The organism is Barnesiella sp. An22 (assembly GCF_002159975.1).
In the GTDB taxonomy this organism is placed as follows: Bacteria; Bacteroidota; Bacteroidia; order Bacteroidales; family Barnesiellaceae; genus Barnesiella; species Barnesiella merdigallinarum.
This window is the reverse complement of the sequence record NZ_NFJR01000001.1, coordinates 234,744-247,407: the sequence shown is the minus strand read 5'-3', so window position 1 is coordinate 247,407 and position 12,664 is coordinate 234,744. Positions and strand designations below refer to the sequence as shown.

Genomic DNA, 12,664 nt, shown 5'->3' with positions numbered 1-12,664 from the left:
TTCCGGGTTTACAACAGTTTTACAAATTCGTCGAACAAGAACTCGGTGTCGGTAGGACCGCTGGCAGCCTCGGGGTGGAACTGGGCCGAGAAGTAGGGTTTCGATTTGTGACGTATCCCTTCGTTGGTACCGTCGTTCATGTTGATGAAGAGCGGTTCCCAGTCGGCTCCCAGAGTCGAGTTGTCTACGGCAAAGCCATGGTTCTGCGAGGTAATGAAGCAGCGGTTTGTGCCCACCTGGCGCACCGGTTGGTTGTGGCTGCGGTGTCCATATTTGAGTTTGTAGGTGCGGGCCCCTCCGGCTTTCGACAGCAGTTGGTTGCCCATGCAGATGCCGAAAATGGGTTTCGTGCCGTTCATGGCCTGGCGTATGTGGTCTACGGTAATGCCGCACATGTCGGGGTCGCCCGGGCCGTTCGAGATGAACAGGCCGTCGTACTCGAGCGTGTTGAAGTCGTAGTCCCAGGGCACGCGAATGACGGTCACGTTGCGCTTGAGCAGGCAGCGGATGATGTTGTGCTTCACGCCGCAGTCGACCAGCACCACTTTCTTATCGCCGTTTCCATAGCGAATCACCTCTTTGCAGCTCACCTTGGCTACCAGATTGGTAAGGTTGGGGTCTACGAACTCGATGTCGTCGCCGCCTTCGATTACGATTTTGCCTTTCATGGAGCCGTGCTCTCTCAATCGCTTGGTCAACTCGCGGGTGTCGATGTCGTAGATACCCACAATCTCTTCTTCCTTCAGCCAGTCGGCCAAACTCTTGGCGGCATTCCAGTGGCTGTATTCAAACGAGTAGTCCGATACGACCAGTGCTTCGACGTGGATTTTTTCCGATTCGTAGAATCGTGACAATCCATTTACCTCTTCACGTCGAGGCACTCCGTAATTTCCGATAAGCGGGTAGGTGGTCACTAAGATTTGTCCGGAGTAGGAGGGGTCGGTCAGGCTTTCGGGATAGCCCATCATTGCGGTGTTGAAGACGACCTCGCCGGCAACAGGTTTTTCGTAGCCAAATGATTTCCCGACGAATACGGTACCATCATCCAGGATTAGAGAAGCCTTTTTTGTTGTTTGCATTACGATAGAATTATATATGTATTAGTAATTAGCTTAAGTAAGTAGGGTGGATTTCTATCGTGAAAACCATGCAAAGATAGGAAAAAAATCCCTATTCCGCAGGTTTTACCGCCAGATTGTAAAAATAAATTTTCGAACTGTGCATCGGCTGTACGGGAGGGTAGTTAAATGTGTTGCTGTTTTTATAATATATAAATGTATTTATACAATATTTATACTTTCAATCTGTAAGTATGTTTGTCAAAAAGGGTAATTTTGCAACGAAATAATTGCATTTAGTTTTCGAAAACCGAAATGTTGTATCAAAAAGAGTGTTCTTATGAGATTCACGAAAATGCAAGGTGCAGGCAATGACTATATTTACCTGAATGGATTTGAACCGTTGCCTGCCGACTTGGGCGAGTTGGCCCGACAGATGAGCGACCGGCATTTTGGGGTGGGCTCCGACGGATTGGTGATTATCATGCCCTCGGAGAGTTGTGACTTCAGAATGCGGATGTTTAACTCGGACGGCAGTGAAGCCGAGATGTGCGGAAATGCTTCGCGCTGCGTAGGCAAATATGTATATGACAAGGGGATGACCACCAAAAAGGAGTTGACTCTCGAGACGCTTGCCGGCGTCAAACACCTCACACTGCATATTCAAGACAATAAGGTCGAACAGGTTACGGTCGATATGGGTGAGCCCATATTGTCGGCTCCCGATATACCGGTAAATCTTTCGGAGAGTCCTGTCGTATCGCAACCTCTCGAGATTGAGGGGAATCGTTTTGCCATCACCTGCGTGTCGATGGGTAACCCGCATGCGGTTATCTTTCTCGACGACATGGACCGCTACGACCTGCATCACATCGGGTCGCTGATCGAGCATCACGAACTCTTCCCGCGGCGCACCAATGTCGAGTTTGTCGAGGTGCAGTCGCCACAACACCTGAGAATGCGCGTGTGGGAACGCGGGGCCGGCGAGACTCTGGCGTGCGGAACCGGCGCTTGTGCTACGCTGGTGGCTGCCGTACTGAATGGCAAGTCTGACCGCCGGGCCAAGTTGCATCTGCTGGGTGGAGATTTGTCGATCGAGTGGAACGAACAAAACAATCGAATTTACATGACTGGCGGTGCCGTCACCGTATTTGAGGGTGAATGGCCCGACGATAATAATAGAAGTATATGGTATTGATTAATGAAAATTATTTGAAGCTCGCAGAGAGCTATCTGTTTTCAGATATAAAGAAGAAAGTAAACGCCTATAAGGAGCAGAACCCCGAAGCCCGCATCATCAGCCTGGGCATAGGCGATGTGACGCGGCCCATCGTCCCGGCCATCATCGAGGCGCTGCACAAGGCAGTCGACGAGATGGGTCGTGCCGAGACCTTCAGGGGGTATGGTCCCGAGCAGGGATACCGTTTCCTGCAGGAGCGCATTATCGAACACGACTTCAGAACGCGAGGCGTTGAACTCGATCCCGACGAAATTTTTGTCGGCGACGGTGCCAAGAGCGACCTGGGTAACATCGGCGATATTCTGAGTGTGAAGAATCGGGTGGCCGTGACCGACCCGGTTTATCCCGTCTATGTCGATACCAACGTGATGGCCGGTCGAGCCGGCGAGTTGGCCGGCGATGGGGAGCACTGGAGCCAAATCGTGTATATTCCCTGTACGGCCGAGAACAATTTCGTACCCGCTTTGCCTGCCGAACGCCCCGACATTATCTACCTGTGCTACCCCAATAATCCCACGGGAACCGCTCTGTCGAAAGCCGAGTTGCAAAAGTGGGTCGACTATGCCCGTGAAAACGAGTCGCTCATTCTCTTCGATGCGGCTTACGAGGCTTTCATTCACGACGAAGATATTCCGCACAGCATCTACGAGATGGAGGGTGCCAAAGAGGTAGCCATCGAGTTCCGCAGCTTTTCCAAGACAGCCGGTTTCACCGGTCTGCGTTGCGGCTATACCGTAGTGCCCAAGGCATTGAAACTCTACGACGCAGCCGGCAAAAAGGTGATGGTGAACCCGCTGTGGAACCGCCGGCAGACAACCAAATTCAATGGCACTTCCTATATTGTGCAACGAGCTGCCGAAGCTGCATATAGTCCGCTGGGTAACAAGCAGATAAAAGAGTCTATCGAGTACTATATGCGCAATGCCCGGCTCTTGAAAGAGTCGCTTCAGAATGTCGGGTTGAAAATATTTGGAGGAGATAATGCTCCATATATTTGGGTAAAGACTCCCGATGGATTATCTTCGTGGAAGTTTTTCGATCGTCTGTTGCACGAGTGTCATATCGTAGGTACTCCCGGAGTCGGGTTCGGCCCCTCGGGCGAAGGATATTTCCGCTTGACGGCCTTCGGACGATACGAGGATACGGTAGAGGCTATTTCGCGTATTCAAAACTGGAAGCTGTAAACAAGAAATAACACAAACTAAACCTAATACATTCAACTATGTCAATGCTAAGATTCAAAGTGACGAAAGAAGCTTTTAGTCGGAAAGCAGTCCCCGTCAATTATCCGAAGGAGAGACCGTCTGAGTATTACGGACGATATGTCTTCAACCGGGAGAAGATGTTCAAGTATCTGCCCAAAAAGACCTACGAAGCCGTAATCGAGGCGATCGACAACAGCACTCCGCTGAGCCGCGAGGTAGCCGATAGCGTCGCTGCCGGCATGCGCAAATGGGCCCTCGAAATGGGTGCTACGCACTATACCCACTGGTTTCACCCGCTCACCGACGGTACGGCCGAAAAGCACGATGCCTTTATCGAGCACGACGGCAAAGGCGGTGTAGTCGAGGAGTTCTCGGGCAAACTGCTCATCCAGCAGGAGCCCGATGCGTCGAGTTTCCCCAATGGCGGTATCCGCAATACCTTCGAGGCTCGGGGATACTCGGCCTGGGATATCTCTTCGCCTGCATTTATACTTGACAAAACGCTGTGTATTCCCACGATATTCATATCGTATACCGGCGAATCGCTCGACTATAAAGCTCCGTTGCTGAAAGCATTGAACAGTGTAAACAAAGCGGCGACTGCCGTTTGCAAATATTTCGACGAGCATGTCAACCACGTTTACTCCTATCTGGGATGGGAGCAGGAGTATTTTCTGGTCGACGAGAGCCTCTATGCCGCTCGTCCCGACCTGGTGCTTACGGGTCGCACCCTTATGGGACACGAGAGTGCCAAGAACCAGCAGCTCGAAGATCACTATTTCGGAGCCATTCCCTCTCGCGTCGAAGCCTTCATGCAAGACCTCGAAATCGAGTGCCACATGTTGGGTATCCCGGTAAAGACCTGTCACAACGAAGTTGCTCCCAACCAGTTCGAGGTTGCTCCTATCTTCGAAGAGACCAACCTGGCCAACGACCACAACCTGCTGCTCATGTCGGTTATGCGCGAAGTGGCCCGTCGGCACAACTTCAGAGTGTTGCTGCATGAGAAGCCTTTCAAGGGCGTAAACGGTTCGGGCAAGCACAACAACTGGTCGCTGGGCACCGATACCGGCGTGTTGCTCTTTGCCCCCGGTAAGACACACAAAGAGAATCTGCAGTTCATTACGTTTATTGTCAATGTAATGGCTGCCGTCTATAAATACAATGGTTTGTTGAAAGCCAGCATCTCGTCGGCTACCAACGGTCACCGTCTGGGTGCCAATGAGGCTCCCCCGGCCATCATCTCCATCTTCATGGGCAAACAGATTAGCGAAATCCTCGCCAAACTGGCCAAGAGCACTTCGGAAGATGTGTTGAACATGAGCGGCAAGTCGGGCTTGAAACTGGATATTGCCCAGATTCCCGAAATCTTGATGGACAATACCGACCGCAACCGTACATCGCCCTTCGCCTTTACCGGCAACCGATTCGAGTTCCGGGCCGTAGGTTCGTCGGCCAACTGTGCCAGCGCCATGATTGCCTTGAATGCTGCCGTGGCCTCTCAGTTGCAGGAGTTCAAACAACGGGTCGATGCCCTCATTGCCGAAGGCAAGGAGAAAGAACAGGCCATCCTCACGGTTCTCAAGGAGCTTATCAACGAGAGCAAAGACATTTGCTTCGACGGCAACGGATACAGCGACGAGTGGAAGGCCGAGGCCGAGCGTCGCGGACTCGATTGCGAAACGAGTGTGCCGCTTATCTTTGACAACTACCTGAAAGACGATGTGGTGAAGATGTTCGAGCGTACCCACGTATTTACCCGCGTCGAACTGCAGGCCCGCAATGAAGTGAAGTGGGAAATCTACACCAAGAAGATACAGATCGAGGCCCGTGTGCTGGGCGACCTGGCCATCAATCACATCGTGCCGGTAGCCACACGGTATCAGTCGCTCCTGCTCGACAACGTGTTCAAAATCAAGAGTCTGTTCCCGGCCGAGAAGAGCGAGCAGATAGCTACGCAAGACATGGAGGTAATCGAGAAGATAGCCTACCACTTGCTCACCATCAAGGAGAAGGTTCACACCATGGTCGAGGCCCGCAAGGTGGCCAACAAGATTGAGAACGAGCGCGAAAAAGCCATTGCCTATCACGACACCGTGGCTCCGCACCTCGACGAGATTCGCTACCACATCGACAAGCTCGAACTGATGATCGACAACGAGATGTGGCCGCTTCCCAAGTACAGAGAACTGTTGTTTATCCGTTAATGAATATTGAGTGAATAACCTATCGGATAGATGACCCCATGATACAGAAACGAGCTATAACAGACCTGAAAAATCTTGTTGTGGCTCGTTTTGCGTTATGACACTTGCATATCGTTTTTATAAGGATTCGATTTTATGACAGAAGTTATCAAACACGAGTGTGGCATCGCCATGGTGCGGTTGTTGAAACCACTCGCTTATTATCAGCAAAAGTATGGCTCGTACATGTATGGGTTGAACAAGCTCTACCTGCTCATGGAGAAGCAACACAATCGGGGGCAGGAGGGGGCCGGGTTGGCTTGCGTGAAGTTGCACGCACGTCCGGCCGAGGAGTTTATCTACCGGGAACGCGCTTTGGGGACCGGTGCCATACAAGAGATTTTTGCCAATGTAAAGGCCCAAATTCAGAATACGCCCCACGATACGACCGATGCCGAGTGGGCGGCCCTGCACCTGCCTTTTGCCGGCGAAGTCTATATGGGCCACCTGCGCTACAGCACCACCGGCCGCTCGGGACTGTCGTATGTACACCCGTTTTTGCGCCGGGGCAACTGGCGTTCGCGCAACCTGTTGTTGTGTGGCAACTTCAACATGACCAACGTCGACGAGATATTTGAGAGCATTGTGGCCAAGGGGCAACACCCCCGCAGCTATGCCGATACCTTTGTCTTGCTGGAACAACTGGGGCATGCCCTTGATATGGAGAACCAGCGGTTGTACGACCTCTACAAGAAGGAGGGGCTCGACGACATCGAAATTACCGAGTCGATTGAAAACAACCTGAATCTGGCCGAGATACTCAAGAAACCTTCGCGCATCTGGGACGGTGGTTACGTCATCTGCGGCATGACCGGCAGCGGCGATATGTTCTCCTTCCGCGACCCGCGGGGCATACGCCCGGCTTTCTATTATGCCGACGACGAAATTGTGGTCGTGGCATCGGAGCGTCCGGTCATACAAACCACCATGAACCTCTCGGTCGAGCAGGTGAAAGAGCTGCAGCCTGGTGAATGTCTGGTGGTGAACCGTCGGGGCAACATGCACATCGAGCAGATTCTCCCGCCGGCCAATTACAGTGCCTGTTCGTTCGAACGCATCTATTTCTCGCGGGGTAGCGACGTCGACATCTATCGCGAGCGCAAGGAGTTGGGGCGCCACCTGGCCCCCCAGATTCTCAAGAGTGTCGACTACGACCTGGCGCACAGTGTCTTTTCGTTTATACCCAACACGGCCGAGGTGGCCTTTTACGGTATGCTCGAGGGGTTGGACAGCTATCTGAGCGAACAGAAGCTGGCCCGCATCCGGCAGGCCGGCGACAGCCTTACCGACGACGAACTGAGGCAGATACTTTCGCTCAAGGTCCGCTCGGAGAAGGTGGCCATCAAGGACATTAAACTGCGTACCTTCATCGCCGAGGGCGATACCCGCGACGATCTGGCCGCCCACGTCTACGACATCACCTACGGCACGGTAGAACCGGGGGTAGATAATCTGGTGGTTATCGACGACAGTATTGTGCGTGGTACCACGTTGCGGCAAAGTATCATCAAGATACTGGACCGGCTTCACCCGAAAAAAATCATCATCGTTTCGTCGTCGCCGCAAGTGCGTTTTCCCGACTGTTATGGTATAGACATGTCGCGCATGGGCGAGTTTATTGCCTTCAAGGCTGCCATGGAACTGCTGAAAGAGCGGGGCATGCAGTCGGTAATCGACGAGGTATACCGCAAATCCAAAGCACAGCAAAACAGACCCAAAGAGGAGATTGTCAACTATGTAAAGGAGATTTACGCCCCCTTTACCCAGGAGGAGGTGTCGGAGAAGATAGCCCAAATGCTTACCTCCGACGATATTTCGGCCCAAGTCGAGATTATCTATCAGACTCTGGAGGGATTGCATGAGGCTATTCCCAGCCATCCGGGCGACTGGTATTTCTCGGGCGATTATCCTACGCCTGGCGGTAACCGATTGGTAAACAATGCCTTTATAAATTTTGTAGAGGGCGCTGTCAGCAAACGACAACTGTAAGCATACGCTACGAATAGGAACAGAGCGGACCGGTGAGAATAATCGCCGGTCCGCTTTTGTTTTGTAAAATAGTGAAAATATGTTATTATTTATACGGATTATAAATAATATAGGGGTGATATATAGCAATAAATCGGAACAAATTGCGAACTTTGCATTTGGAAACAAAGTTAAACAGATAGAATATGCGGTTGTCCGATTTGAAAACAGGCGATAAAGCCGTTGTTGTTAAAGTGTTAGGTCACGGGGCATTCCGAAAACGGATTATCGAAATGGGGTTTGTCAGAGGACAAACAGTCCTTGTCGAGTTGAATGCTCCGTTGAAAGACCCTATCAAATATAAGATCATGGATTATGAAATCTCGCTGCGGCGCAGCGAGGCTTCGCTGGTCGAAGTGATTACTCCCGAAGAGGCCGAGGCCGTATTTGGTGATGCCAACAAAGCCAGCGGAGAGTCGAAGTTGACTCCTTCGGAGGAGGACGAATGTATAAAACGGGCTCTCTCGAAAAGTACCAAGACCATCAATATCGCCCTGGTGGGAAATCCCAACTGCGGCAAGACCTCGTTGTTCAATATCGCTTCGGGTGCTCACGAGCATGTGGGCAATTACAGTGGTGTGACAGTCGATGCCAAGAAGGGTTTCTTCGAGTATAAAGGCTACCACTTCAATATCTATGACCTGCCGGGTACCTATTCGCTGTCGGCCTATTCGCCCGAAGAGCTGTATGTGCGCCGCTATCTGAAAGACGAGACACCCGATGTGCTGGTGAACGTAGTGGTGGCTTCGAATCTGGAGCGGAATCTCTACCTCACTACCGAGTTAATCGATATGGACTATCGCATGGTCATCGCCCTGAATATGTTCGACGAGCTGGAGCAGAGCGGTGGCAAAATCGACTACAAGTACTTGGGCAACATGATAGGTGTGCCCATTGTTCCCACGGTATCCCGGTCGGGCAAGGGGGTAAACCAGCTGTTCGACACGGTTATCGACGTGTATGAGGGGCGTAACGAATCGGTGCGTCACGTTCACGTCAATCTGGGGAATGTGATTGAAAACGGTATCACTCCGCTGAAAAACCTGCTGAAACAGGACCCCACCTGCACGCGGGAGTTCTCGCCCCGTTATCTGGCCATCAAGACTCTCGAAGGCGATGCCGAGGTGAAAAAAATTCTGGAGGGGGCAGACTCCTATCCCGAACTGATGAAGTTGCGTGACCAGGAGGTGAAAGAGATAGAAGCTACCCTGAACGAAGACATAGAGTCGGCTATTGCCAATGAAAAATATGGCTTCATTTCAGGAGCTTTGGCCGAGACCTATACGCCGGGCGATAAGGAAGAGGCCCGCTCGACACGCATTATCGACTCGTTTGTCACCAACAAGCTGTTCGGATTCCCTATCTTTATTCTCCTCATGTGGCTCATGTTCGAAGCCACTTTCTCGTTGGGAGCCTATCCGATGGAGTGGATTGAGAGCTTTGTGGCGTGGCTGTCGGGGCTGGTAGGTACTTATATGCCGGCCGGGCCGCTGAAAGATTTACTCATCGACGGTGTTCTTGGCGGAGTAGGAGGTGTCATTGTGTTTCTGCCCAACATCTTGATACTCTATCTTTTCATTTCGTTTATGGAAGACTCGGGATATATGGCCCGAGCGGCCTTCATCATGGATAAGATCATGCACAAGATAGGGCTGCACGGAAAATCGTTCATTCCTCTGGTCATGGGCTTCGGTTGCAACGTACCGGCCATTATGGCTACCCGCACCATCGAGAGCCGGAGCAGTAGACTGATAACCATACTTATCGACCCGTTTATCTCATGCAGCGCACGCATTCCTATTTATATCCTGCTGGTGGGTACATTTTTCCCACGCTATGCCAGTTTGGTTTTTGTCGGTCTTTATGTGTTGGGCATCGTTGTAGCAGTCGTTACGGCCAAGTTGATGCGCCGCTTTCTCTTTAAGGTCGACGAGACTCCCTTTGTTATGGAACTGCCACCCTATCGTATGCCTACGGCCAAAGCCACTATCCGCCACATGTGGAGTAAAGCCGAGCAATATTTGCGCAAAATGGGAGGGGTGATATTGGTAGCCTCGGTCATTATCTGGTTCCTGAGCTATTTCCCTCGTCCCGAAGCTTCGTATGAGCGGGAGCTTACCCCGCACGAACAGATGGAGCAGCAAAGCAATTCTTACCTCGGCCGGATAGGGCAGGCGATGACACCGCTTGTCGAGCCATTGGGCTTTAACTGGAAAGTAACCACTTCATTACTTTCGGGAACAGCAGCCAAAGAGTTGGTGGTGAGTACTCTCGGGGTGTTGTACTCCGAGAACGATTCGGACGAAACTCTCACGTTGTCACAACGCATCTCGCAACCCAACCCGGCAACGGGTACTCCCGATTTTACGCCGCTGGTTGCTCTCACGTTCATGGTATTCGTGCTGCTCTATTTCCCTTGTATCGCTTCGGTCGTGGCTGTCATCAAAGAGTCGGGCAGCTGGAAATGGGGAGCCTTTACTGTTATATATAATACTTGTGTGGCGTGGATTGTTGCATTTATCGTTTATCAGATTGGATCATTATTTATATAGTAAACTATGGATAAAGAAACCTTTTTGTCCTTTTATGAAAAGGCTGGCTATCGGGTAATCGACTCGTTTACGTATAGCGACATTAAACTATTCTTGATGCGCAACCTCCCCAAAACGACATTCCGCGCCATCTATATTGGAGTTCTGCTGCTGGTGCTTTTCGGTGTCGGGTTTATGATAGCTCTGTGGCAAGAATCCCAATCGGCGAGCCAATTCTTTCTCGAAATAGGGGCGAGTCTTGTGTGGGTAGTGGTGGGCTATGCCCTTATGATACCTCTGCATGAATTTATACACTGGCTCGTATATCGTTCCGAAGGGGCAGCCGATGTGCGTTTCGGGGCTATCTGGCGCTCGTTTGTCTTCTTTGCTGCGGCACACAATTTCCTGGCCGACTACAAAACGTTCAAACGCATAGCTTTGGCTCCTTTCCGTTTTTTATCGGGTTTGCTCATTGTGCTGTTGCTTTTCCCGATGCCGTTGTGGGGCAAGATTGCAGTCGCTGTTCTTTTGCTGCTGCACCTGCTCTCGTGCTCGGGCGACTTGATGATGCTCGCCTATATGAGCCGGTACAAGGGGCGCGAGGTCTATACCGTCGACGATATTGACAACCGTTACACCTATTTTCTGGAGAAAAAGTGATGAGTGCCTCGATTCAATCCTGGATAGTCACAGGCATCGTAGCGATGGCCTTTGCATACGCTATTTACAAGATAGTCAAGATGGTGCAGAATCGTAACGAACCGCCATCGTCTTGCTGCGGCTGTGATGTGGATTGCAAGTTGCGAGAAATAAAATCGAAGAGAGTAAAAAAATAGGGCAAGAGTGTTGCATAATCGGAAAATATACTCTATCTTTGCACTCGCAATCGCTCGAAAGACATATGGTTCCTTGGCCGAGTGGTTAGGCGCCGGTCTGCAAAACCGTTTACAGCAGTTCGATTCTGCTAGGAACCTCACAAAAAAAAGACTCGCTTACGTAGCGGGTCTTTTTTTGTATAGGGTTATATATAGCTTGTCGAGCCGGGCGAGGCGGAGCTGCTACAAGTCGGTATAGGTCGGGATGTCGGGCAGGAAGGCGTAGCTGCCGGAGGCATAGTCGATGCGGCAGCAGTAGTGCGTGAGCCCGTTGGAGACCAGCAGGTAGTTTACCTGAAGCACCTGGTTGTAGCGTACAATCTGGTCAAAGGTCTTTTGGGTAATCTCGATGTGCGGGGCCTTGTATTCGACGATGCAGAGGGGGCGACCATTGCGGTCGTAGACCACCGTATCGCACCGTCGGCTGCATTTGTTGAGCGTGAGCGAAATTTCGTTACCCATCAGTCCGCGAGGAAATCCTTTTTCGTTGGCCAGGAAGGCCACGAAATGTTGCCGCACCCACTCCTCGGGAGTAAGCGTTACATATCGCCGGCGCAACTCGTCGAAGATAAGGATTTTATCCTTTTCCTGTTTCAGCTTGCAGGGATAGGGGGGCAGGTTCAGTTCAATCATCTCGCAGTAGAAAATTTGTGCTTTCTAATTATTTCTGTAAATTTACTCCAAAAATATCGATTTATGAAAACAAAGCAAGAGATTGTCGAAAATTGGTTACCCCGATATACGCAACGTCCGGTCGAGGAGTTTACGAAGCATATCCTGCTGACCAACTTCTCGAAGTATGTCGAGATATTTGCCTCCCATTTCAACGTGCCAATCTTGGGCGAAGACAGCAATATGCCCAGTGCATCGGCCGAGGGGATAACGATTATCAACTTTGGCATGGGTAGCGCAAACGCCGCTACCATCATGGACCTGTTGAGTGCCGTGGCTCCCGAGGCAGTTCTGTTTTTGGGGAAATGCGGCGGTATCAAGAAGGTGAACAAGTTGGGCGACTACATCTTGCCGATTGCCGCCATACGGGGCGAGGGTACCTCGAACGACTATTTCCCGCCCGAGGTGCCAGCTCTGCCGGCCTTCATGTTGCAGCGGGCCGTATCGACAGCCGTGCGGAACCATCACCGCGATTACTGGACGGGGACCGTGTATACGACCAACCGACGGGTATGGGAGTTTGACGACAACTTCAAGGAGTATTTGCGCCGCATTCGCTGTATGGCAGTCGATATGGAGACGGCCACCCTCTTTTCGGTGGGTTTTGCCAATCGCATTCCGGTGGGGGCTCTGTTGCTTATTTCGGACCAACCCATGATTTCAAGCGGTGTGAAGACAGCCGAGAGCGACAAGAAAATCACTCAAGACTTCGTAGAGGAGCATGTCTTGATCGGGGTCGAGGCGCTGAAATTGATTATCGACAAACGGACAACCGTGAAGCATCTGCGATTTGACGAGGATTAACCGCT

General features: G+C 51.4%; 9 protein-coding genes and 1 tRNA gene. 8 read left to right on the top strand and 2 right to left on the bottom strand.

Going from position 1 to position 12,664, the window contains the following annotated elements; translation table 11 throughout:
- Positions 1 to 8: 8 nt before the first annotated feature.
- Positions 9 to 1,079, bottom strand: a complete 1,071-nt coding sequence (gene carA, locus B5F38_RS01080; protein ID WP_087407470.1) for a glutamine-hydrolyzing carbamoyl-phosphate synthase small subunit — start codon at positions 1,077 to 1,079, stop codon at positions 9 to 11.
- A 319-nt stretch (positions 1,080 to 1,398) separates the two neighbouring features.
- On the opposite strand from carA, the gene dapF reads away from it, so the two are divergent.
- The 7 genes from dapF (at position 1,399) to B5F38_RS01040 (ending at position 11,282) form a co-directional block, all read left to right on the top strand.
- Positions 1,399 to 2,256, top strand: coding sequence for a diaminopimelate epimerase (gene dapF / locus B5F38_RS01075; protein ID WP_087407469.1), 858 nt, complete (start codon positions 1,399 to 1,401; stop codon positions 2,254 to 2,256).
- Positions 2,247 to 3,482, top strand: coding sequence for an LL-diaminopimelate aminotransferase (locus tag B5F38_RS01070; RefSeq protein WP_087407468.1), 1,236 nt, complete (start codon positions 2,247 to 2,249; stop codon positions 3,480 to 3,482). The genes dapF and B5F38_RS01070 overlap by 10 nt, the downstream gene beginning before the upstream one ends.
- A gap of 38 nt (positions 3,483 to 3,520) precedes the next feature.
- Entirely contained in the window at positions 3,521 to 5,710 is a 2,190-nt protein-coding gene (locus B5F38_RS01065; RefSeq protein ID WP_087407467.1) for a glutamine synthetase III, read from the top strand.
- A gap of 135 nt (positions 5,711 to 5,845) precedes the next feature.
- A complete protein-coding gene (locus B5F38_RS01060; RefSeq protein WP_087407466.1) occupies positions 5,846 to 7,738 on the top strand; it encodes an amidophosphoribosyltransferase in 1,893 nt (630 codons plus the stop codon).
- A gap of 185 nt (positions 7,739 to 7,923) precedes the next feature.
- On the top strand, positions 7,924 to 10,329 hold the full coding sequence (gene feoB / locus B5F38_RS01055; protein ID WP_087407465.1) for a ferrous iron transport protein B: 2,406 nt from the start codon (positions 7,924 to 7,926) through the stop codon (positions 10,327 to 10,329).
- A gap of 6 nt (positions 10,330 to 10,335) precedes the next feature.
- Positions 10,336 to 10,968 carry a DUF3267 domain-containing protein gene (locus B5F38_RS01050; protein WP_087407464.1) on the top strand — a complete coding sequence of 211 codons (633 nt, stop codon included), beginning with the start codon at positions 10,336 to 10,338 and terminating at the stop codon, positions 10,966 to 10,968.
- Between the two features lie 243 nt (positions 10,969 to 11,211).
- Positions 11,212 to 11,282 (top strand) — tRNA-Cys (locus B5F38_RS01040).
- 84 nt (positions 11,283 to 11,366) lie between these two features.
- Here B5F38_RS01040 and B5F38_RS01035 read toward each other — a convergent pair.
- Complete coding sequence (locus B5F38_RS01035) at positions 11,367 to 11,816, bottom strand: type I restriction enzyme HsdR N-terminal domain-containing protein (protein ID WP_087407462.1); 450 nt, start codon at positions 11,814 to 11,816, stop codon at positions 11,367 to 11,369.
- A gap of 63 nt (positions 11,817 to 11,879) precedes the next feature.
- Here B5F38_RS01035 and B5F38_RS01030 point away from each other — a divergent pair, with 63 nt between their 5' ends.
- A complete protein-coding gene (locus B5F38_RS01030; RefSeq protein ID WP_087407461.1) occupies positions 11,880 to 12,659 on the top strand; it encodes an AMP nucleosidase in 780 nt (259 codons plus the stop codon).
- The last annotated feature ends 5 nt before the right edge of the window (positions 12,660 to 12,664 follow it).

What these genes read in the sequence shown, in the direction of transcription:
- carA (WP_087407470.1), bottom strand. Translation starts at nt 1,079, where the DNA reads ATGCAAACAACAAAAAAGGCTTCTCTAATCCTGGATGATGGTACCGTA.
- B5F38_RS01030 (WP_087407461.1), top strand. Translation starts at nt 11,880, where the DNA reads ATGAAAACAAAGCAAGAGATTGTCGAAAATTGGTTACCCCGATATACG.
- dapF (WP_087407469.1), top strand. Translation starts at nt 1,399, where the DNA reads ATGAGATTCACGAAAATGCAAGGTGCAGGCAATGACTATATTTACCTG.
- B5F38_RS01070 (WP_087407468.1), top strand. Translation starts at nt 2,247, where the DNA reads ATGGTATTGATTAATGAAAATTATTTGAAGCTCGCAGAGAGCTATCTG.
- feoB (WP_087407465.1), top strand. Translation starts at nt 7,924, where the DNA reads ATGCGGTTGTCCGATTTGAAAACAGGCGATAAAGCCGTTGTTGTTAAA.
- B5F38_RS01035 (WP_087407462.1), bottom strand. Translation starts at nt 11,816, where the DNA reads ATGATTGAACTGAACCTGCCCCCCTATCCCTGCAAGCTGAAACAGGAA.
- B5F38_RS01050 (WP_087407464.1), top strand. Translation starts at nt 10,336, where the DNA reads ATGGATAAAGAAACCTTTTTGTCCTTTTATGAAAAGGCTGGCTATCGG.
- B5F38_RS01065 (WP_087407467.1), top strand. Translation starts at nt 3,521, where the DNA reads ATGTCAATGCTAAGATTCAAAGTGACGAAAGAAGCTTTTAGTCGGAAA.
- B5F38_RS01060 (WP_087407466.1), top strand. Translation starts at nt 5,846, where the DNA reads ATGACAGAAGTTATCAAACACGAGTGTGGCATCGCCATGGTGCGGTTG.